This window comes from Pseudomonas sp. TE21394 (assembly GCF_054057835.1).
On sequence record NZ_JBSRZR010000001.1, the window covers coordinates 1,441,924 to 1,462,357 of the forward strand.

The window sequence follows — 20,434 nt, forward strand, 5'->3', positions numbered from 1 at the left end:
ACTATTAGGCTGCCGGAATCATTCTGGCCTTGGGTTGATTCATGTCCACACTTTATCGCACGACGCTGGCAATGTGCTGCCTCGCCTCGTTCCTTCCATTCGGCGCCCTGGCCGCCGATGCCGAACAACCGCCTGCTGCCAGCGAGACACCGGCTGCCCCAGCCCCGCGCCCGCCATTGCTGGAGCGTAGCCAGGAGGACGCCCAGGCGCTTGCACGGCTGGTGCCAAAGGCCGAGCAACAGACGCTGCAAGGCGGTGCCGACAGCTTCCTGGCACTGTGGAAACCGGCCAACGACAGCGACCCGCAAGGGGCCGTGATCATCGTGCCCGGGGCTGGCGAAACGGCCGATTGGCCGAACGCGGTCGGCCCGCTGCGGCAGAAGTTCCCGGATGTCGGCTGGCACAGCCTGAGCATCAGCCTGCCCGACCTGCTCGCCGACAGCCCACAGGCGCGGGTCGAAGCCAAGCCGGCTGCCAAGCCGGCACCAGAACAGGGCGAAAGCGCTCCAGCCAAGGACCTGCCGGCCGATGCCAACGCCAACGTCGCCCAGGCCACCGCGGCCGATGCCGACACGGCAGAAAGCACCGATGCCGAACAGGCCAGCGAGCAAACCGACCCGGCCGATGCCGCGCGCATTTTTGCGCGGCTGGATGCCGCGGTGGCCTTCGCCCAGCAGCACAACGCCCGCAGCATCGTGTTGATCGGCCATGGCAGCGGCGCTTATTGGGCGGCCCGTTACCTGAGCGAAACGCAGCCACCACAGGTGCAGAAGCTGGTGATGGTCGCCGCGCAGACACCGGCGCGAGTGGAGCATGACCTGGAAAGCCTGGTACCGACCTTGAGGGTGCCTACTGCCGACATTTACTACGCTACCCGCAGCGCTGACCGCAGCGCGGCCGCGCAGCGCCTGCAAGCCAGCAAGCGGCAAAAGGACAGCCAGTACCGGCAGTTGTCGCTGATTGCCATGCCCGGGAACAGGGCGGCTGAACAGGAGCAGCTGTTCCGCCGGGTGCGGGGGTGGATGAGCCTGTAGGAGCGGCCGTGTGTCGCTAAAAGGCTGCTCTGCCCTTTACAGGCCGCGCCGCTTGCGGATCAAGGCATAGGCCTGGTGCAACTCGCGGGTGCGCTCGGTCGCCTCACGCAGTTGTGCCTCGCTCGCCCCCGTGCCCGCCAGCTTGTCTGGGTGGTGACGGCTGACCAGCCGACGATAGGCCTGCTTGACCTTGTCGCCCTCGGTGTCCGCCTCGACCGCCAACAGCCGCAGCGCAGCCGCATAAGTCATGGGCGCCTCACGCGCACCGGCAGCCTTGCGCGGCTCGTACTCCAGCGACATGGCCTGAACCTGGCGTCGGCTCAGGCCCAGTTTCTGCCCCCAGTCCAGCAGCAGTTCGCGTTCCTTGTTGCCCATCTTGCCGTCGGCCCAGACCATGCGCCAGCAGGCGCGCAGGGTGCCTTCCGCCGCATGTGGCTGCTGGCGGATGCGCCGCAGGTGCCCGCTCAGCCGGTCCTTGCCGGCCTTGCCGCGGTTGAACGCGGCAATTGCGCGCAACCGCGCCTCTTCGGCCAGGTCCAGGCGCACCATTTCCTGACGCGCCTGCTGGATGTGCTGCTCGGCCACCCGGCCATCGCACTTGGCCAGACGACCGAGCATCACGAACAGCAACTCATCGTCCTGCAAGGCCGGGCGCCCGCCCAGGCGTTCACGCAGGTCGTCCCAGCCCTGCAAACGCAGGCGGCGGTCGATAAACTGCCCGAGCAAGGCGCCGAGCAGAGCGCCGGGAATACTGGCGACGGCAAAGCCGGCACCAGCGCCAATCACCGTGCTTGGCCACCACATTTCAGGCACCCTCGCCGATCAGGCGCTCGGCCTCGGCCAGGCGTTCGAGGGTGCCGACATCCACCCAGCGCCCGCGGTAGTGTTCGCCACTGACCTGCCCCGCCGCCATGGCCTGGCGCAGCAGCGGCGCCAGCTTGAAGGCACCAGGCTGGCAGCCCTCGAACAACGCCGGGTGCAGCACAGAGAGACCGCTGAAGGTGAGCGTGCCAGGCGCATCATCGCCATCGACCAACTGTCCATCGACCAGGCGAAAGTCACCACGCCCATGGTGGCCCGGGTTATCGACCAGGACCAGGTGAGCCAGGCCTTGCAAGGGCGCCTGCAACTTCGTGAAGTCATAGTCGGTCCAGACATCACCGTTGACCAGCAGGAACGGCGCATCCCCCAGCAGTGGCAAGGCCTTGAAGATGCCACCGCCGGTTTCCAGCGGCTCGCCTTCCGGCGAATAGCGGATGCTCAGGCCGAAACGGCTGCCATCACCCAGGTGGTCTTCGATCTGCTGGCCAAGCCAGGCGTGGTTGATCACCACCTCGCGGATGCCCGCCGCCGCCAGGGCGCGCAGGTGATACTCGATCAGCGGCTGGCCCGCGACCGGCACCAACGGTTTGGGCGTATGCAGGGTCAACGGCCGCATGCGCTCACCTTTGCCCGCTGCCAGGATCATTGCCTTCATGCACGCGCTCCGGCCTGCAACTGGGCAATCAGTTCGCCCAGCTCCGCCAATTCGGGCCGACGACCGATCACTTCTTCTATATAGGCGAAGAAACGCGGCACGTCGCCCAGGTAGCGAGGTTTGCCATCGCGGTGACAGATACGGGCAAAGATGCCGATCACCTTCAGGTGACGCTGCACCCCCATCAGATCGCTGGCGCGCTGGAATGCCTCGAAGTCAGCCTGCACCGGGATACCGGCAGCCCGCGCCTTCTGCCAGTAATCACGCAGCCAGCCCTCGACCCGCGCCTGAGGCCAGCTGATGAAGGCGTCCTTGAACAGGCAGGTGATGTCGTAGGTGACCGGGCCATAGACCGCGTCCTGAAAGTCCAGCACACCAGGGTTGGGGCTGCTCTGCATCAGGTTGCGCGGCATGTAGTCGCGGTGCACCAGCACCTTGGGCTGGGCCAGGGCGCTATCGATCAGCAGCTGGCTGACACGCTGCCAGGCGGCTTGCTGGGCGTCATTGAAGGCCAGGCCAAGCTCACGGCCCACGTACCATTCGGGGAACAGCTCGACTTCGCGGCGCAACAAGGCGTCGTCATAGCTGGGCAGTGGCGCCTCCATCGGCAGGCGCTGGAAGGCCAGCAGGACGTCGATGGCATCGCTGAACAGGCAATCGGCGTTGTCGGCATTGATGATGTCGAGGTAGGTCTGCTGGCCCAGGTCGCCCAGCAGCAGGAAGCCGCGCTCCAGGTCCTGGGCGTGGATCAGCGGCACGTGCACGTCGGCGCTGGCCAGCAGGTGGTCGATGGCGACGAACGGTCGGCAATTCTCCTGTGGCGGTGGCGCATCCATGATCACGAAGCTGTGCCCGGCGCCCTGCCAGCGGAAATAACGCCGGAAGCTGGCGTCGCTGCTGGCCGCGGTCAGGCTGCCGTCGGGCACTTCGCCCCAGGCGTTTTTCCGGAAAAGATCTTTGAGCTGCTCATCGAGCCAGACCGACAGTTGTTGCAGGCGTACATCGTGTTCAGGCATTACAAGGGTCTCCGACGGCCCTAGCCGTCAAGCGGGTCATGCTTTATTATCCAGCATCTTTTTCAGACCATCGAGAGGCGTGCGGCCCCACACGCGGGCAGATGGCACGCAGGAAGCCCGGACTAATAAGATGGCATTGAAATCCCCCGCGTTTCGTAGAAAGTTTCCGTTGCTGGTAACCGGCGGTCTGCTGGCCCTGCAACCTCTGGCCACGTCTTACGTGGTGGCAGCCGAACAGTTCGACTGCCAAGTGTCCGCCTCCGGTGGTTGGGACTGCAAGCCCAAGACCCCAGTCAACAACCTGCCGCCGCGCCCCGTGCATGAGGGCGCTGCCGTCAGCACCGGTACCGAAGCCGCGAGCGAAGGCGAAACGGCGGACCGGCCGATGCTGGTCACCGAAGCCAAGGGCCGTGCCCTGAAGTCGCGCAGCGAAGACTACAGCCACCTGGACTGGGTACCGCGAGAAAAGCTCACTGCTGCGCAGCTGGCCGAAACCGGCCCGTACTGTGGTGGCGCGTACATCGAGCCAACCCGCCCGGGCATGGCCGACACCACGCCGAAGGACGAGTCGCCGACCTACATCAACGCCAAGGTGTCCAAGTACCAGCAGGAGCAGCAGATCGCTACCCTCGCCGGTGACGTGGTCATGCGCCAGGGCAGCATGCAGGCCGAGGCGGACGAGGCCAACCTTTACCAGACCGAAAACCGTGGCGAGCTCAAGGGCAACGTCAGGATCCGTGACAACGGTTCGCTGGTCGTCGGTGACGAGGCGCAGATCCAGCTCGACACCGGCGAAGCCCAGGTCGACAACGCCGAATACGTGATGCACAAGTCGCACATCCGCGGCAGTGCCCTGTACGCCAAGCGTGGCGAAAACGCCATCATCCGCCTCAAGGATGGTACCTACACCACCTGCGAACCGGGCAGCAACGCCTGGCAGCTGAAGGGCAACAACATCACCCTGAACCCGGCCACCGGTTTCGGTACCGCGACCAACGTTACGCTGCGGGTCAAGGATTTCCCGGTGTTCTACACACCGTACATCTATTTCCCGATCGACGACCGTCGCCAGTCCGGTTTCCTGCCGCCATCGTTCAGCAGCACCAGCGACACCGGCTTCATGCTGGTCACGCCGTACTACTTCAACCTGGCGCCGAACTACGACGCCACGTTGTACCCGCGCTACATGACCAAGCGCGGCCTGCTGATGGAAGGCGAGTTCCGCTACCTGACGCCTTCCAGCGAAGGCCAGTTCGGTGGTGCGTACCTCAACGACAAGAGCGACGACCGCAAAGACCAGACTGACTACAAAGAACAGCGCTGGATGACCAACTGGCAGCACAAGGGTGGGTTGAACGAGCGCCTGATGACCGAGGTGGACTACACCGACATCAGCGACCCGTTCTACTTCCAGGACCTGGAAACCGACCAGATTGGTGTTGAATCCCAGGACCTGCTGAACCAGCAGGGCGCGCTGACCTACCGTGGTGACAGCTACACCGCGCGGTTGAACGTGCATGCCTACGAGATGGCGACCATCTCGAGGATCACCCCGTATGATCGCCTGCCGCAGATCACCTTCAACGGTAAGCTGCCGTACGAACCAGGTGGGCTCAACATCGCCTACGAAACCGAAGCAGTCCGCTTCGATCGTGACCTGAAAGACGACTTCGTATTCGACAAGGACGGCAACCCGGACTTCTCCGCCGGTGCAGCAGGCCGTCGCCTCGACCAGAACGTCAGCGGTATTGCCCGTGCCAACGGCAACCGCTTCAATGTGGCACCGTCGATCAGCCTGCCGATGGAGGCCAGCTACGGCTTCCTGACCCCCAAGCTGAAGTATGCGTACACCCATTACGACCTGGATCTGGACAGCCAGGGCAAGGCCCAGGCAATCGCGCAGTCGGCCAACCCGGCGTACGGCAGCTACAACAGCTCGCTGAACCGCGATATCCCGATCTTCAGCGTGGACAGCGGGCTTTACTTCGACCGCAAGACGTCGTTGTTCGGCACCAATTACAAGCAGACCCTTGAACCGCGCATGTACTACCTGTACGTCCCGTACGAGGACCAGAAGGACATCCCGCTGTTCGACTCGGGTGAAACCCTGTTCAGCTATGACTCGCTGTTCCGTGACAACCGCTTCAGCGGCACCGACCGCATCGGTGACGAGAACAAGCTGTCGCTGGGCGTGACCACCCGCTGGATCGAGGACAATGGCTTCGAACGCCAGAACTTCAGCATTGGCCAGGCGTACTACTTCAAGGACCGCAAGGTCCAGCTGCCGGGCATCGACTACCGCACCCGCGACGATGCACAGTCCGACGTATCGCCGTACGCCCTGGTCTACAACTACTTCTTCAACCGCGACTGGCGCTTCAATTCGGACTTCAACTGGGACCCGGACAGCCGCAGCACCCGTTCGGGCAGCGCGATGTTCCACTACCAGCCTGAAGACAACCCGAACAAGGTGGTCAACCTCGGTTATCGCTACCGTAACGACACCATCTCCTACGACTCCGCGACCGGTACCTGGAAAGTGGGCGGTGGCGACTACGGCGTCCCGGGTAGCCCGAACTACATCAAGGACTACTACAAGATCCAGCAGCATGACTTCTCGGTCATCTGGCCGATCGTTCCACAGTGGAGCGTCATCGCGCGCTGGCAGCATGACTACAACCGCAACCGTACCCTGGAAGCCATGGGCGGTTTCGAATACGACAACTGCTGCTGGAAGCTGCGCCTGATCAACCGTTACTGGCTGGACTACGACGACTTCAGCCAGGCGCTTCCGACGAACGAAAAAGGCGACCATGGCATCTTCCTTCAGATCGTCCTGAAGGGTCTCGGTGGTGTAGTCGGCAACAAGGTCGAGTCTTTCCTCGACGAAGGCATTCAAGGTTACCGTGAACGTGAAGACCAAGCTTATTGATCGACTGCGCCCAGCGTTGCTGGGCGTCGCATTGCTGAGTGGCGCGGTGCATGCCGCGGTGCAACCCCTTGATCGGGTAGTGGCCATCGTCGACAACGACGTGGTCATGCAAAGCCAGCTGGACCAGCGCATCCACGAGGTGCAGCAGACCATCGCCAAACGTGGCGGCGGCGTGCCGCCGACGGGTGCCCTGGAGCAGCAGGTGCTGGAGCGCCTGATCGTCGAGAACCTGCAGTTGCAGATCGGCGAACGCTCCGGCATCCGCATCACCGACGAAGAGCTGAACCAGGCCATCGGCACCATTGCCCAGCGCAATGGCATGTCGCTGGACCAGTTCCGCGCGGCCCTGGCCCGTGACGGCCTGTCGTTCGACGACGCCCGCGAGCAGGTCAAGCGCGAGATGATCATCAGCCGCGTGCGCCAGCGCCGCGTGGCCGAGCGCATCCAGGTGTCCGAGCAGGAAGTGAAGAACTACCTCAACTCCGACCTCGGCAAGATGCAGATGTCGGAAGAGTACCGCCTGGCCAACATCCTCATCCCGACCCCGGAAGCGGCCAGCTCGGAAGACATCCAGAAAGCTGCGCGCAAGGTCGGTGACCTGTACCAGCAACTGCGTCAGGGCGCCGACTTCGGGCAGATGGCAATCGCCAACTCGGCCAGCGAAAACGCCTTGGAAGGCGGCGAGATGGGCTGGCGCAAAGCCGGCCAGCTGCCGCCGGATTTCGCCAAGATGCTCAGCAGCATGCCGGTTGGCGAAATCACCCAGCCGATCCGCATTCCCAACGGCTTCATCATCCTCAAGCTCGAAGAGAAGCGAGGCGGCAGCGAGAACGTGTTGCGTGATGAAGTGCACGTGCGCCACATCCTGATCAAGCCGAGCGAAATCCGCAGCGAAGCGGCCACCGAGCAACTGGCCGAGCGCCTGTACGAGCGCATCAAGAACGGCGAAGACTTCGGCGAACTGGCGAAGAGCTTCTCGGAAGACCCGGGTTCGGCGCTCAATGGCGGCGACCTCAACTGGGTGGACCCGAACAGCCTGGTACCGGAGTTCCGTGAGCAGATGGCCAACGCCACCCAAGGCGAAGTCACCCGTCCGTTCAAGACCCAGTACGGCTGGCATGTCCTGGAAGTGCTGGGCCGCCGCGCCACCGACAGCACAGAGCAAGCTCGCGAACAGCAGGCCCTGAGCGTACTGCGCAACCGCAAGTACGACGAAGAGCTGCAAACCTGGCTGCGCCAGATTCGCGACGAAGCCTACGTTGAAATCAAGCTGCCTGGCGCTGACCAGGCTGCCCCGTGAAGCCCCTGCGCTTCGCCGTCACCCCCGGCGAACCAGCCGGCATAGGCCCCGACCTGTGCCTGCTGCTCGCCGCAGACGCCCAACCGCACCCCCTGATCGCCATCACCAGCCGTGACCTGCTCGCCGAGCGGGCCGCGCGCTTGGGGTTGGTCGTCAAGCTGTTGCCGGTAGCGCCAGGCCAATGGCCCGAACAGCCGGCACCGGCGGGCAGCCTGTACGTCTGGGACACGCCCCTGGCGGCCCGGGTAGTGCCTGGCCAGCTAAACAAGGCCAATGCCGCCTTCGTGCTGCAAACCCTGACCCGCGCCGGGCAAGGCTGCCTGGACGGGCATTTCGCCGGGATGATCACCGCCCCGGTGCACAAGGGCGTCATCAACGAGAGCGGCATCGCTTTTTCCGGGCATACCGAATTCCTCGCCGAACTGACCCACACCGCGCAGGTGGTGATGATGCTGGCCACCCACGGCCTGCGCGTGGCCCTGGTGACCACACACCTGCCGCTGCGCGACATTGCCGACGCCATCACTGCCGAGCGCGTCGAACGTGTGACCCGTATCCTGCATGCAGACATGCGCGACAAGTTCGGCATTGCCAACCCGCGCATCCTGGTGTGCGGCCTCAACCCGCACGCGGGTGAAGGTGGCCACCTGGGCCGCGAGGAAATCGACATCATCGAGCCGACCCTGGCCCGCCTGCGTACCGAGGGCATGGACCTGCGCGGGCCGCTGCCGGCCGATACCCTGTTTACCCCCAAGTATCTGGAGCACTGCGACGCAGTGCTGGCGATGTACCACGACCAGGGCCTGCCCGTACTCAAGTACAAAGGTTTTGGCGCAGCCGTGAACGTCACCCTGGGCCTGCCGATCATCCGCACGTCGGTTGACCACGGTACCGCCCTGGACCTTGCCGGCACCGGCAAGGTCGACACTGGCAGCCTGCGCGTCGCGCTGGACACCGCCTACCAGATGGCCGAGAACCGACCATGAACGAGCAATACCAACACCGGGCGCGCAAGCGCTTCGGTCAGAACTTCCTGCACGACGCCGGCATCATCGACCGCATCCTGCGCGCCATCAACGCCAAGGCCGGTGAACACCTGCTGGAAATCGGCCCGGGCCAGGGCGCCCTGACCGAAGGCCTGCTGGGCAGCGGCGCACAGCTGGACGTAGTGGAGCTGGACAAGGACCTTGTGCCGATCCTGCAGCACAAGTTCGCCGGCCGCAGCAACTTCCGCCTGCACCAAGGCGACGCGCTGAAATTCGATTTCAACCAGCTGGGTGTACCACCGCGCAGCCTCAAGGTCGTGGGCAACCTGCCCTACAACATCTCCACCCCGCTGATCTTCCACCTGCTCAGCCACGCCGGGCTGATCCGCGACATGCATTTCATGCTGCAGAAGGAAGTGGTCGAGCGCATGGCCGCCGGCCCTGGCGGTGGCGACTGGGGACGTTTGTCGATCATGGTGCAGTACCACTGCCGGGTCGAGCACCTGTTCAATGTCGGCCCTGGCGCCTTCAACCCGCCGCCGAAAGTGGACTCGGCGATCGTCCGCCTGGTGCCGCATGAAGTGTTGCCACATCCCGCCAAGGATGCGCAACTGCTGGAGCGCGTGGTACGCGAGGCGTTCAACCAGCGCCGCAAGACCCTGCGCAACACCATGAAGGGCCTGCTCGACAGCGCAGCCATCGAGGCGGCAGGTGTGGACGGTAGCCTGCGCCCTGAACAGCTGGACCTGGCGGCCTTCGTGCGCCTGGCTGACCAGCTGGCCGACCAGCAAGCCTGACTGGATCGGCCTGTTCGCGAGCATGGCCCGCGAACAGGCCGGCACAGACTGTAGATATCCCCAAGTCGCCACACCGCTGGCCCTCCCCCCGCTCAATGGCCTAGACTGCGTTTTTGCGTCAGTTCTCCCAAGGCCCTTGCATGTCCGACCCCCGCTATCAGATCGACGTCAGCGTCGTGACCCGCTACCTCAAAGAACAATCCGACCCGGAAAACAGTCGTTTCGCTTTCGCCTACACCATCACCGTGCAGAACAACGGCTCGCTCAATGCCAAGTTGCTGTCGCGCCACTGGCTGATCACCAACGGTGACGGCGAGGTCGAGGAAGTACGCGGTGCCGGCGTGGTCGGCCAGCAGCCCAACATCGCTCCCGGCCAGAGCCACACCTACAGCAGCGGCGCCGTCATAAGCACCCGCGTAGGCACCATGCAGGGCAGCTACCAGATGTTCGCCGAAGACGGCAAACGCTTCGATGCACAGATCGCCCCCTTCCGCCTGGCGGTACCCGGGGCGCTGCACTGATGGCTACCTATGCTGTCGGGGATCTGCAGGGCTGCCTGCAGCCACTCAAGTGCCTGCTTGAACGCGTCAGCTTCAACCCCGCCGTCGACCGCCTGTGGCTGGTCGGCGACCTGGTAAACCGTGGCCCCGAGTCGCTGGAAACCCTGCGCTTTTTGTATTCGATCCGCCAGTCGCTGGTGTGCGTGCTGGGCAACCATGACCTGCACCTGCTGGCCGTATGGCATAACGTCGAACGCCTGAAGAAGAGCGACACCCTGCGCGAGATCATCGAAGCGCCGGATGCCGACCAATTGTTCGACTGGCTACGCCAGCAAAAGCTGCTGCACTATGACGAGCCCCGGGGCATTGCCCTGGTGCACGCCGGCATTCCACCGCAATGGACCTTGGGCAAGGCCTTGGCCCTGGCTGGCGAAGTCGAGGAAGTGCTGCGCGACGATAGCCGCCTGAAGCAGTACCTGGACGGCATGTACGGCAACGAGCCGAACAAGTGGAGCAAGAACCTTTGCGGCGTCGAACGCCTGCGGGTCATCACCAACTACCTCACGCGCATGCGCTTCTGCACTGCCGAGGGCAAGCTCGACCTCAAGAGCAAGGAAGGCCTGGACACCGCTCCCAAAGGCTACAAGCCCTGGTTCGCCCACAAGGAGCGCCGCTCACGCCACGTGAAGATCATCTTCGGCCACTGGGCGGCCCTGCTGGGCCACGTCAACGAACCTGGCATCATTGCCCTGGACACCGGCTGCGTGTGGGGTGGCGCCATGACCCTGTACAACGTCGACAGCGGTGAGTACCACCGCTGTGACTGCGCCGACGACGGCACCCTGCGCCAACCGGCGCAACCCACTACACTCAACGACCACACCTGAAGGAAGTAGTACCCATGAGCGAATTCAAGCGCATCCCTCCCGAGCAGGCCTTGGAGCTTCGCAAGAAAGACGGTGCGGTCGTCGTCGATATTCGCGACCCCCAGGCTTTCGCCGCCGGCCACATTACCGGTGCCAAGCATCTGGATAACCATTCGGTTGCCGAGTTCATCCGCAATGCCGACCTCGATGCCCCGACCCTGGTGGTGTGCTACCACGGCAATTCCAGCCAAAGCGCCGCGGCCTACCTGGCAAACCAAGGGTTTTCCGAGGTCTACAGCGTCGACGGCGGCTTCGAGCTGTGGCGTGCCACCTACCCGAACGAGACCGCCCAGGGCGCTGCCGAATAAATTTTTCATACACACTGCAGCCCGCGCCCTGTGCGGGCTCGCGGCATATCTGACGAACGGTCGGTCGCAACTTCTCCGCCCCTCGCCCTTGACCTTGCGGATAACCAACTATTCTTAAGCGCAGGCCATCCAGAAAAAGGGGAGAGCCGGTACACCGGCGTGCGGGTCATCGGTAGCGTTACAGGGTGTTTGGGGGGTATACAGCAACCGGCAAACCCGGTTGCGTGCCAGCATCAGCTGACTGATCCGGCGTCGTCTCAAGGTATCGAGCGAGGTGACGTCATGAGTATTTTTAGCCACTTCCAACAACGTTTCGAGTCAACGCGCCAGGAAGAACTAACGCTGCAGGAGTACCTCGAGCTGTGCAAAGAGGATCGCAGTGCCTACGCATCGGCGGCCGAACGGCTGTTGCTGGCCATCGGTGAGCCAGAGCTGATCGACACCTCTACCAACTCCAGGCTGTCGCGTATCTTCTCCAACAAGGTCATCCGCCGCTATCCGGCGTTTGCCGACTTCCATGGCATGGAAGAGTGCATCGACCAGATCGTGTCGTACTTCCGCCACGCCGCCCAAGGCCTGGAAGAGAAGAAGCAGATCCTCTATCTGCTGGGCCCGGTGGGCGGCGGTAAATCGTCGCTGGCCGAAAAACTCAAACAGCTGATGGAAAAGGTTCCTTTCTATGCCATCAAGGGTTCGCCGGTGTTCGAGTCGCCCCTGGGGCTGTTCAATGCCAGCGAAGACGGGGCGATCCTCGAGGAAGAATTCGGCATTCCGCGGCGCTACCTGAATACCATCATGTCGCCCTGGGCCACCAAGCGCCTGCAAGAGTTCGGCGGCGACATCAGCAAGTTCAAGGTGGTGAAGCTGTACCCGTCGATCCTCAACCAGGTCGCCATCGCCAAGACCGAACCGGGTGACGAGAACAACCAGGACATCTCGGCCCTGGTCGGCAAGGTGGATATCCGCAAACTCGAGGAATTCCCGCAGAACGACGCCGACGCCTACAGCTATTCGGGCGCGCTGTGCCGGGCCAACCAGGGCCTGATGGAATTCGTCGAGATGTTCAAGGCCCCGATCAAGGTCTTGCACCCGTTGCTCACCGCCACCCAGGAAGGCAACTACAACAGTACCGAAGGCCTCGGTGCCATCCCCTACTCCGGGATCCTCCTGGCCCACTCCAACGAATCGGAATGGCACACCTTCCGCAACAACAAGAACAACGAGGCGTTCATCGACCGGATCTACATCGTCAAGGTGCCGTACTGCCTGCGCGTCAGTGACGAGATCAAGATCTACGACAAGCTGCTGGTCAACAGTTCGCTGGCCAAGGCCCACTGCGCCCCGGACACGCTGAAGATGCTGGCCCAGTTCACTGTGCTTTCGCGCCTGAAAGAGCCGGAAAACTCAAATATCTATTCGAAAATGCGGGTGTATGACGGGGAAAACCTCAAGGACACCGATCCAAAGGCCAAGTCGATCCAGGAGTACCGCGATGCCGCAGGCGTCGATGAGGGCATGAATGGCCTGTCGACCCGCTTCGCCTTCAAGATCCTGTCCAAGGTGTTCAACTTCGACCCGCATGAAGTGGCTGCCAACCCGGTGCACCTGCTGTACGTGCTGGAGCAGCAGATCGAGCAGGAACAGTTCCCCGCTGAAGTGCGCGAGCGCTACCTGCGCTACCTGAAGGAGTATCTTGCCCCTCGCTACATCGAGTTCATCGGCAAGGAAATCCAGACCGCCTACCTGGAGTCCTACAGCGAGTACGGGCAGAACATCTTCGACCGCTACGTGCTGTACGCCGACTTCTGGATTCAGGACCAGGAATACCGCGACCCGGAGACCGGCGAAATTCTCAACCGTATCGCCCTCAACGAAGAACTGGAGAAGATCGAGAAGCCGGCCGGCATCAGCAACCCGAAAGATTTCCGCAACGAGATCGTCAACTTCGTGCTGCGCGCGCGTGCCAACAACAACGGCAAGAACCCGAGCTGGCTGAGCTACGAAAAGCTGCGGGTGGTGATCGAGAAGAAAATGTTCTCCAACACCGAGGACCTGCTGCCGGTCATCAGCTTCAACGCCAAGGCCAGCAAGGAGGACCAACAGAAACACAACGACTTCGTCACGCGCATGGTGGAGCGTGGCTACACCGACAAACAGGTTCGCCTGCTGTCGGAATGGTACCTGCGGGTCAGGAAATCGCAATAAGGCGGCAAGCTACAAGCCGCAAGCTCCAGGTTGCACGGCGCCGAGCGCGAGCCCGGCGCTGCAGCCTGCAGCGGCGGTGGCTGCATTTTCCTGCAGCCTGAAGCTTGTGGCTTGCAGCTGCTCCAGCTACCGGAGGGACCATGAGCTACGTTATAGACCGACGCCTGAACGGCAAGAACAAGAGCACGGTCAACCGCCAGCGCTTTCTGCGGCGGTACCGCGAACACATCAAGAAAGCCGTCGAAGAGGCGGTAAGCCGCCGTTCCATCATGGACATGGAACATGGCGAGCAGATCAGCATTCCGGGGCGCGACATCGACGAACCGGTGCTGCACCATGGTCGCGGCGGCAAGCAGACCATCGTGCACCCGGGCAACAAGGAATTCACCGCCGGCGAACACATTCCCAGGCCACAAGGTGGCGGTGGTGGTAGCGGCCGTGGCAAGGCCGGAAACTCCGGCGAGGGCATGGACGACTTCGTTTTCCAGATCACCCAGGAAGAGTTTCTCGAGTTCATGTTCGAGGACCTCGAACTGCCCAACCTGGTCAAACGCCACCTGACCGGTGCCGATACCTTCAAGACCGTGCGCGCCGGTATCGCCAACGAAGGCAACCCGTCACGCATCAACATCGTGCGCACCCTGCGCTCGGCGCATGCCCGGCGCATCGCCCTGACTGGTAGCAGCCGCGCCCTGCTGCGCGAAGCGCAGAAGGAACTTGCACGCCTGAAGGTCGAGGAGCCGGATAATTTCACCGATATCCAGGAAGTCGAGCAGGAAATCGAGCGCCTGAAGGCCCGCATCAACCGCCTGCCCTTCCTCGATACCTTCGACCTCAAGTACAACCTGCTGGTCAAGCAGCCTAACCCCAGCTCCAAGGCGGTGATGTTCTGCCTGATGGACGTGTCCGGGTCGATGACCCAGGCCACCAAGGACATCGCCAAACGCTTCTTCATCCTGCTGTACCTGTTCCTCAAGCGTAACTACGACCGCATCGAAGTGGTGTTCATCCGTCACCACACCAGCGCCCGTGAAGTCGACGAGGAAGAATTCTTCTATTCCCGGGAAACCGGCGGCACCATCGTTTCCAGCGCGCTCAAGCTGATGCAGGAAATCATGGCCGAGCGCTACCCGGCCAGTGACTGGAACATTTACGCCGCCCAGGCCTCCGACGGCGACAACTGGAACGACGACTCGCCGATCTGCCGCGACATCCTGCCCAAGCAGATCATGCCGCATGTGCAGTACTACACTTACGTCGAGATCACCCCACGTGAGCACCAGGCGCTGTGGTACGAATACGAGCGCATCGGTGAAGCCTTCCCCGACACGTTCGCCCAGCAACAGTTGGTATCGGCCGGTGATATCTACCCGGTCTTCCGTGAACTCTTCCAGCGCAGGTTAGCCACATGACCGCCAGAGCACAGAGACGCCAACCCATTTCCACCGGGTCCGAGTGGACGTTCGAACTGATCCAGACCTACGACCGGGAAATCAGCCGCCTGGCCGAGCGTTATGCCCTGGACACCTACCCCAACCAGATCGAAGTGATTACCGCCGAGCAGATGATGGATGCCTACGCCTCGGTCGGCATGCCGCTGGGCTACCACCACTGGTCCTATGGCAAACAGTTCCTCAGCACGGAAAAGTCCTACAGCCGTGGCCAGATGGGCCTGGCCTACGAAATCGTGATCAACTCCGACCCGTGCATCGCCTACCTGATGGAAGAAAACACCATGTGCATGCAGGCACTGGTGATCGCCCATGCCTGCTACGGCCATAACAGCTTCTTCAAGGGCAACTACCTGTTCCGCACCTGGACCGACGCCAGCTCGATCATCGACTACCTGGTGTTCGCCAAGCAGTACATCGCCCAGTGTGAAGAGCGCCATGGCATCGATGCCGTGGAGGACCTGATCGACTCCTGTCATGCGCTTATGAACTATGGCGTCGACCGCTACAAGCGCCCTTACCCGATTTCCGCCGAAGAAGAACGGCGCCGGCAGAAGGACCGCGAAGAGCACCTGCAACGGCAGATCAACGACCTGTGGCGGACCATTCCGAAGAGCGCTGACAAGGGCAATGAGCGCGATGATGCGCGCTTCCCCGCCGAACCGCAGGAGAACATCCTGTATTTCATCGAGAAGAACGCCCCGCTGCTGGAACCGTGGCAGCGTGAAGTGGTACGCATCGTGCGCAAGATTGCCCAGTACTTCTACCCGCAGCGTCAGACCCAGGTCATGAACGAAGGTTGGGCGACCTTCTGGCACTACACCCTGATGAATGACTTGTACGACGAGGGGCTGATTACCGAAGGCTTCATGATGGAGTTCCTGCAATCGCACACCAGTGTAGTGTTCCAGCCCGGCTTCGACAGCCCGTACTACAACGGCATAAACCCCTACGCGCTGGGTTTTGCCATGTACACCGACATCCGCCGCATGTGCGAAAACCCGACCGAGGAAGATCGCCACTGGTTCCCCGACATTGCCGGCAGTGACTGGCTTTCTACCATCAAGTTCGCCATGAGCAGCTTCAAGGACGAGAGCTTCATCCTGCAATACCTGTCACCCAAGGTGATGCGTGACCTCAAGCTGTTCAGCATCCTCGATGATGACCAGCGCGACGACCTGCTGGTGCCGGCCATTCATGACGAGGCCGGCTACCGGATCATTCGCGAGCAACTGGCGGCACAGTACAACCTGGGCAACCGCGAACCGAACGTGCAGATCTGGAGCGTCGATCGCCGCGGCGACCGCTCGCTGACCCTGCGCCACCAGCAACACAACCGTAAACCGCTGGGCGATTCCACCGATGAAGTGCTCAAGCACCTGCACCGCCTGTGGGGCTTCGACATCCACCTGGAAACCGTGCAGGGCGACCAGGTGATGAAGACCCACCACATGCCACCGCGCGGCGAGCACGGCGAAAACGCCGACTACGGGCGCATGGACCTGGCTGTCATCCACCACCTCTGATGCAACGCCATGGCTGCCGACGGGTTATCCTGTCGGCAGTTATGGAGAGCTGCACATGCACATCTACAAAGTCGGCGGCGCCGTGCGCGACCGCTTGCTCGGCCGCCCGGTCAGCGACATCGACTGGCTGGTGGTCGGCGCCACGGTCGAGGAAATGCACGCCAAGGGCTACCGCCCGGTCGGAGCTGACTTCCCGGTATTCCTGCACCCGAAAACCGGCGAGGAATACGCCCTTGCACGCACCGAGCGCAAAAGCGGCCGTGGTTACGGTGGCTTCACCTTCCATGCCAGCCCCGACGTGACGCTGGAGGAAGACCTGATTCGCCGCGACCTGACCATCAATGCGATGGCCGAGGACGAAGCGGGCGTCCTGTACGACCCCTACCACGGCAAGCGCGATCTCGATCAGCGCCTGTTACGCCACGTTTCCCCGGCATTTGCCGAAGATCCCTTACGCGTGCTGCGCGTCGCGCGTTTCGCTGCCCGTTATGCACCGCTGGGTTTCCGGGTGGCCGAGGAAACCTTGGAACTGATGCGCCAGATCAGTGCTTCGGGCGAGCTGCAGGCGTTGACTGCCGAACGCAGCTGGAAGGAAATCGAGCGGGCGCTGATGGAAGCGCAGCCGCAAGTGTTCTTCCAGGTGCTGCATGCCTGCGGTGCCCTGCCGGAGCTGCTGCCCGAGCTTGAAGGCGATACCCAGGCGCTGCTGGCGCTGGAACAGGCGGCGCTGCACGAGCAAGCCCTGCATGTGCGCTGGGCCTGCCTGCTGCATGGGCTGCCCCCTGCCTCGATCAAAGCCGTCAATCAGCGTCTCAAGGCGCCGCGGGAATGCCAGGAGCTGGCGCTGCTGACGGGGGAATGCCTGGCACAGGGCAACCAGGCATTGGCGCTGCCTGCCACGGCGCTACTGGAGTTGTTGCACAAGTTCGATGTGTACCGGCGGCCGCAGCGGTTCGAGGATTTCCTGGTCGCTTGCCAGATGATCGCACTGGGCGAGGGCAAGGCAGGTTATCCACAGGCCGATTACCTGCGAGGCGCGGCAGCTGCAGCGCGGGCGGTGGATGTAAAACCGCTGGTGCAGGCCGGGCTGACCGGCCAGGCACTGGGCGAAGCGCTCAAGGCCGAGCGGTTGAAAGCGCTTGAGGCTTACCAGCGCAATTAGGACATAGCGGCCCTTTCGCGGCTAAAAAAGTTGCTCCTACAAGGCTCAAGCCATCCCTATGGAGCGGCTTTAGCCGCGAAAGGGCCGGTACAGGCTCAAGCCGGAGTCAGCTGCAACCCATGCCATTCAAAGGCAACCGGCGCCAATACCTGGTCAATCCGCGCTTCCTGCCACAACTGCGCCATGCTCTTGCCCACTCCCGGATGCACCAGGTCAGGCGCCAGCAGCGATAGCGGCCACAGCACGAAGGCGTTCTTCAGGATCTCGGCGCGGGGCAGCACAAGCCCGTCGAAGGTGCCGAGCAAATCGTCGTACATCAGCACATCGATATCCAGCGGCAGCCCCTTGCGGTCTGGTGCATAGCGGCCGTTGTCGGCCTCGATGAACTTCAGCCGGCGGTCCAGCTCGATCAACGGCAACGCCGTCTGCCCGGTTACCACGAAGTTGATGAACGGCCCGCTCTTGATACCTACCGCCTGGCTTTCGAATGCCGGCGAACAGCGCATGCCGGTGAGGATGCCGGCCAAAGCATCGAGCCCGGCGCACAAGTGCGCCTCGCGGTCGATGTTGCTGCCAAGGCCCAGGTAAACCGTGCTCAGAGACATCCGCGCTCGATCTCCACGCCAACACCACCTCGGGCCGCCGGCACAGCCCCCGGCTTGGTCAGCTTCAACCGCACCCACGGAATGTGGAACTCGTCCATCAACGTTGCCACCAGGCGCTCGGCGAAGGTTTCCACCAGTTCGAAGCGGGCCTGTTCGGCAAACGCCTGGATACGCGCCGACACACTGGCGTAATCCAGTGCCAGGCTCAGGTCGTCACCAGCAGCAGCCGGGCGGTTGTCCCAGGCAAAGCTCAGATCCAGGCGCAAGCACTGGCGAATATCCCGCTCCCAGTCATAGGCACCGATGACGGTATCGACTTCCAGGCCTTCGATGAACACTCTGTCCAAGCACTTCTCTCCACAGCACGACAAGGGCGACTGGCGCCGTTAGAATCAGGGCGTCCTCGCCCGGAATAGTTAGCATGTTTTGGTTACTGGCGCTGCTCGCCTACCTGCTCGGCTCGCTGTCCTTCGCCATTGTACTCAGCCGCCTTGCGGGCAGCCCGGACCCGCGTTCCAGCGGTTCAGGCAACGCCGGCGCCACCAACATGCTACGCCTGGCAGGCCGCAAACTGGCGATCCTGACCCTGCTTGGCGACCTGTGCAAGGGCCTGTTGCCGGTATTGCTCGCCCGCCTTGCCGGGCTGGACCTGCAGGCGCAGGCCTGGGTTGGCGTGTGCGCGGTGCTGGGCCACCTGTTCCCGCTGTACTTCCGCTTCCGCGGCGGCAAGGGCGTGGCGACCGCCGCCGGCATGCTCATGGCCCTGTACTTCCCGGCCGCGCTACTGGCCATCGGCGCCTGGCTGCTGACCTTCTACCTTACCCGTACCAGTTCGCTGGCCGCGCTGATCGCCACACCGCTGGCCTTGCCCTTGCTGGCGTGGCGCGAGCCCGAGGCCCTGCTGCCGATCAGCGTGCTCACGGTCATGATCGTATGGCGCCACCGCAGCAACCTGCGAGACCTGTTCGCCGGGCGCGAGCGGCATTTCTAGCCGTCAGACCGGCGGCAACTGCTCCATCGGCCAGCGTGCCTGCACGCTGATTGCCAGGTCCTGCTGCTGCCCGGCCAACAACCGCTGGCAGCCAGCGTAGGCGATCATCGCGCCGTTATCGGTACAGAACTGCGGGCGCGCGTAGTACACGTTGCCCTTGATGCTGGCGAGCATGTCCTCGAGGGATGCGCGCAACGCATTGTTGGCGCTGACGCCACCGGCGATGACCAGGCGCTTGAGGCCGGTCTGCTTCAGTGCCCGCTTGCACTTGATGGTCAGAGTCTCTACCACCGCCTGCTGGAATGCCAGGGACAGGTCGCAACGGGTTTGCTCATTGTCGTCGCCGGCATCGCGGCATTGCTGCCAGGTGTTCAGGGCGAAGGTTTTCAGGCCGCTGAAGCTGAACTCCAGGCCCGGGCGGTCGGTCATCGGCCGCGGGAACACGAAGCGCCCCGGCACACCACGCTCGGCCAGGCGAGCGATTTCCGGGCCACCGGGATAGTTCAGGCCGATCAGCTTGGCGGTCTTGTCGAACGCTTCGCCGGCGGCGTCATCCAGGCTCTCGCCCAACAGCTCGTAATGGCCGATGCCATCGACGCGCACCAGCTGGGTGTGGCCGCCCGAGACCAACAAGGCGACGAACGGAAACTCAGGTGGATTCTGCTCCAGCATGGGCGCCAGCAGATGGCCTTCCATATGGTGCACGCCAATCGCCGGGATGCCCCAGGCAAAGGCCAGCGCCTGGGCACAGGACGCGCCCACCAGCAACGCCCCGACCAGGCCGGGGCCGGCGGTATAGGCAATGGCGTCGATCTCGGTGGCGACGCAGCCGGCCTCGTCCAGAACCTGGCGGATAAGCGGCAACATGCGCTTGACGTGGTCACGCGAGGCAAGCTCGGGTACCACCCCGCCGAACACGCGGTGCAGGTCGATCTGGCTGAACAGGGCGTCGGCCAACAAACCGCGCTCACTGTCATATAATGCGACACCAGTTTCGTCGCAGGATGTTTCCAATCCCAGTACTAGCATGGGTTCGTCCCTTGTGGGGGCTGAATTCGAAGCCGCGCATGATAGTCCCCGTGTCGAATGCCGACCAGCGGTTTTCGATCAGAGGCTTTGCATTCCGGCTTGCTAAGGGTTAACATCCGCAACCCTTGAAAACCGACGTTCTCCAGCACACCTTTGTTTTGCCAGGAGCACGTCTACCCCGGTAATGAA

The 20,434-nt window shown here is 62.9% G+C and carries 19 protein-coding genes; 13 read left to right on the plus strand and 6 right to left on the minus strand.

Features of this window, described 5'->3' with window-relative positions; genetic code table 11:
- Positions 1–41 precede the first annotated feature (41 nt).
- On the plus strand, positions 42–1,034 hold the full coding sequence (locus tag ACVWZT_RS06780) for an alpha/beta hydrolase family protein (protein ID WP_457468691.1): 993 nt from the start codon (positions 42–44) through the stop codon (positions 1,032–1,034).
- A gap of 36 nt (positions 1,035–1,070) precedes the next feature.
- On the opposite strand, the gene ACVWZT_RS06785 is transcribed toward ACVWZT_RS06780, so the two are convergent.
- From ACVWZT_RS06785 to ACVWZT_RS06795, 3 genes are read right to left on the minus strand one after another with little or no spacing between them, the layout of a single operon-like run.
- Positions 1,071–1,838 carry a TerB family tellurite resistance protein gene (locus ACVWZT_RS06785; RefSeq protein WP_457468692.1) on the minus strand — a complete coding sequence of 256 codons (768 nt, stop codon included), beginning with the start codon at positions 1,836–1,838 and terminating at the stop codon, positions 1,071–1,073.
- Between the two features lies 1 nt (position 1,839).
- Entirely contained in the window at positions 1,840–2,511 is a 672-nt protein-coding gene (murU, locus tag ACVWZT_RS06790; protein WP_296234634.1) for an N-acetylmuramate alpha-1-phosphate uridylyltransferase MurU, read from the minus strand.
- Positions 2,508–3,527 carry an aminoglycoside phosphotransferase family protein gene (locus tag ACVWZT_RS06795; protein ID WP_457468694.1) on the minus strand — a complete coding sequence of 340 codons (1,020 nt, stop codon included), beginning with the start codon at positions 3,525–3,527 and terminating at the stop codon, positions 2,508–2,510. The genes murU and ACVWZT_RS06795 overlap by 4 nt, the downstream gene beginning before the upstream one ends.
- A gap of 130 nt (positions 3,528–3,657) precedes the next feature.
- Here ACVWZT_RS06795 and ACVWZT_RS06800 point away from each other — a divergent pair, with 130 nt between their 5' ends.
- From ACVWZT_RS06800 to ACVWZT_RS06850, 11 genes are all read left to right on the plus strand, one after another.
- The gene (locus ACVWZT_RS06800) at positions 3,658–6,459 is read left to right on the plus strand and encodes an LPS-assembly protein LptD (RefSeq protein WP_457468696.1); all 2,802 of its coding nucleotides are present in this window, start codon (positions 3,658–3,660) and stop codon (positions 6,457–6,459) included.
- The gene (surA, locus tag ACVWZT_RS06805; RefSeq protein WP_457468697.1) at positions 6,440–7,759 is read left to right on the plus strand and encodes a peptidylprolyl isomerase SurA; all 1,320 of its coding nucleotides are present in this window, start codon (positions 6,440–6,442) and stop codon (positions 7,757–7,759) included. The genes ACVWZT_RS06800 and surA overlap by 20 nt, the downstream gene beginning before the upstream one ends.
- On the plus strand, positions 7,756–8,745 hold the full coding sequence (gene pdxA, locus ACVWZT_RS06810) for a 4-hydroxythreonine-4-phosphate dehydrogenase PdxA (protein ID WP_296234640.1): 990 nt from the start codon (positions 7,756–7,758) through the stop codon (positions 8,743–8,745). Before surA ends, pdxA begins: the two co-directional genes overlap by 4 nt.
- The gene (rsmA, locus tag ACVWZT_RS06815) at positions 8,742–9,542 is read left to right on the plus strand and encodes a 16S rRNA (adenine(1518)-N(6)/adenine(1519)-N(6))-dimethyltransferase RsmA (RefSeq protein ID WP_457468698.1); all 801 of its coding nucleotides are present in this window, start codon (positions 8,742–8,744) and stop codon (positions 9,540–9,542) included. Before pdxA ends, rsmA begins: the two co-directional genes overlap by 4 nt.
- A gap of 140 nt (positions 9,543–9,682) precedes the next feature.
- Positions 9,683–10,063 carry a Co2+/Mg2+ efflux protein ApaG gene (gene apaG / locus ACVWZT_RS06820; RefSeq protein WP_186675034.1) on the plus strand — a complete coding sequence of 127 codons (381 nt, stop codon included), beginning with the start codon at positions 9,683–9,685 and terminating at the stop codon, positions 10,061–10,063.
- Positions 10,063–10,929 (plus strand): symmetrical bis(5'-nucleosyl)-tetraphosphatase, encoded by an 867-nt coding sequence (locus ACVWZT_RS06825; RefSeq protein WP_296234644.1) that lies wholly within the window; start codon positions 10,063–10,065, stop codon positions 10,927–10,929. The genes apaG and ACVWZT_RS06825 overlap by 1 nt, the downstream gene beginning before the upstream one ends.
- Positions 10,930–10,943: 14 nt before the next feature.
- Positions 10,944–11,276: a thiosulfate sulfurtransferase GlpE gene (gene glpE, locus ACVWZT_RS06830; RefSeq protein WP_296234646.1), complete on the plus strand. Its 333-nt coding sequence runs from the start codon at positions 10,944–10,946 to the stop codon at positions 11,274–11,276.
- Between the two features lie 282 nt (positions 11,277–11,558).
- On the plus strand, positions 11,559–13,481 hold the full coding sequence (locus ACVWZT_RS06835) for a PrkA family serine protein kinase (RefSeq protein WP_225780133.1): 1,923 nt from the start codon (positions 11,559–11,561) through the stop codon (positions 13,479–13,481).
- 140 nt (positions 13,482–13,621) lie between these two features.
- A complete protein-coding gene (locus tag ACVWZT_RS06840; RefSeq protein WP_457468701.1) occupies positions 13,622–14,893 on the plus strand; it encodes a YeaH/YhbH family protein in 1,272 nt (423 codons plus the stop codon).
- Complete coding sequence (locus ACVWZT_RS06845) at positions 14,890–16,458, plus strand: SpoVR family protein (protein ID WP_457468702.1); 1,569 nt, start codon at positions 14,890–14,892, stop codon at positions 16,456–16,458. The genes ACVWZT_RS06840 and ACVWZT_RS06845 overlap by 4 nt, the downstream gene beginning before the upstream one ends.
- Before the next feature lie 55 nt (positions 16,459–16,513).
- Entirely contained in the window at positions 16,514–17,620 is a 1,107-nt protein-coding gene (locus tag ACVWZT_RS06850) for a multifunctional CCA addition/repair protein (protein WP_457468704.1), read from the plus strand.
- Positions 17,621–17,715: 95 nt separating this feature from the next.
- Here ACVWZT_RS06850 and folK read toward each other — a convergent pair whose 3' ends face one another.
- Complete coding sequence (folK, locus tag ACVWZT_RS06855; RefSeq protein WP_296234654.1) at positions 17,716–18,225, minus strand: 2-amino-4-hydroxy-6-hydroxymethyldihydropteridine diphosphokinase; 510 nt, start codon at positions 18,223–18,225, stop codon at positions 17,716–17,718.
- Positions 18,216–18,572: a dihydroneopterin aldolase gene (gene folB, locus ACVWZT_RS06860; RefSeq protein ID WP_003255570.1), complete on the minus strand. Its 357-nt coding sequence runs from the start codon at positions 18,570–18,572 to the stop codon at positions 18,216–18,218. The genes folK and folB overlap by 10 nt, the downstream gene beginning before the upstream one ends.
- Before the next feature lie 74 nt (positions 18,573–18,646).
- On the opposite strand from folB, the gene plsY reads away from it, so the two are divergent.
- Entirely contained in the window at positions 18,647–19,216 is a 570-nt protein-coding gene (plsY, locus tag ACVWZT_RS06865) for a glycerol-3-phosphate 1-O-acyltransferase PlsY (RefSeq protein ID WP_457468706.1), read from the plus strand.
- A 3-nt stretch (positions 19,217–19,219) separates the two neighbouring features.
- Here plsY and tsaD read toward each other — a convergent pair whose 3' ends face one another.
- Positions 19,220–20,245 carry a tRNA (adenosine(37)-N6)-threonylcarbamoyltransferase complex transferase subunit TsaD gene (gene tsaD / locus ACVWZT_RS06870; RefSeq protein ID WP_457468707.1) on the minus strand — a complete coding sequence of 342 codons (1,026 nt, stop codon included), beginning with the start codon at positions 20,243–20,245 and terminating at the stop codon, positions 19,220–19,222.
- Positions 20,246–20,434 lie beyond the last annotated feature (189 nt).

Bases quoted from the DNA above. Each gene is read 5' to 3' on its own strand.
- rsmA (WP_457468698.1), top strand. From the start codon at position 8,742: ATGAACGAGCAATACCAACACCGGGCGCGCAAGCGCTTCGGTCAGAAC.
- ACVWZT_RS06845 (WP_457468702.1), top strand. From the start codon at position 14,890: ATGACCGCCAGAGCACAGAGACGCCAACCCATTTCCACCGGGTCCGAG.
- tsaD (WP_457468707.1), bottom strand. From the start codon at position 20,245: ATGCTAGTACTGGGATTGGAAACATCCTGCGACGAAACTGGTGTCGCA.
- ACVWZT_RS06795 (WP_457468694.1), bottom strand. From the start codon at position 3,527: ATGCCTGAACACGATGTACGCCTGCAACAACTGTCGGTCTGGCTCGAT.
- ACVWZT_RS06840 (WP_457468701.1), top strand. From the start codon at position 13,622: ATGAGCTACGTTATAGACCGACGCCTGAACGGCAAGAACAAGAGCACG.
- ACVWZT_RS06850 (WP_457468704.1), top strand. From the start codon at position 16,514: ATGCACATCTACAAAGTCGGCGGCGCCGTGCGCGACCGCTTGCTCGGC.
- murU (WP_296234634.1), bottom strand. From the start codon at position 2,511: ATGAAGGCAATGATCCTGGCAGCGGGCAAAGGTGAGCGCATGCGGCCG.
- glpE (WP_296234646.1), top strand. From the start codon at position 10,944: ATGAGCGAATTCAAGCGCATCCCTCCCGAGCAGGCCTTGGAGCTTCGC.
- ACVWZT_RS06780 (WP_457468691.1), top strand. From the start codon at position 42: ATGTCCACACTTTATCGCACGACGCTGGCAATGTGCTGCCTCGCCTCG.
- apaG (WP_186675034.1), top strand. From the start codon at position 9,683: ATGTCCGACCCCCGCTATCAGATCGACGTCAGCGTCGTGACCCGCTAC.
- plsY (WP_457468706.1), top strand. From the start codon at position 18,647: ATGTTTTGGTTACTGGCGCTGCTCGCCTACCTGCTCGGCTCGCTGTCC.
- ACVWZT_RS06825 (WP_296234644.1), top strand. From the start codon at position 10,063: ATGGCTACCTATGCTGTCGGGGATCTGCAGGGCTGCCTGCAGCCACTC.
- folK (WP_296234654.1), bottom strand. From the start codon at position 18,225: ATGTCTCTGAGCACGGTTTACCTGGGCCTTGGCAGCAACATCGACCGC.
- ACVWZT_RS06835 (WP_225780133.1), top strand. From the start codon at position 11,559: ATGAGTATTTTTAGCCACTTCCAACAACGTTTCGAGTCAACGCGCCAG.
- ACVWZT_RS06785 (WP_457468692.1), bottom strand. From the start codon at position 1,838: ATGTGGTGGCCAAGCACGGTGATTGGCGCTGGTGCCGGCTTTGCCGTC.
- ACVWZT_RS06800 (WP_457468696.1), top strand. From the start codon at position 3,658: ATGGCATTGAAATCCCCCGCGTTTCGTAGAAAGTTTCCGTTGCTGGTA.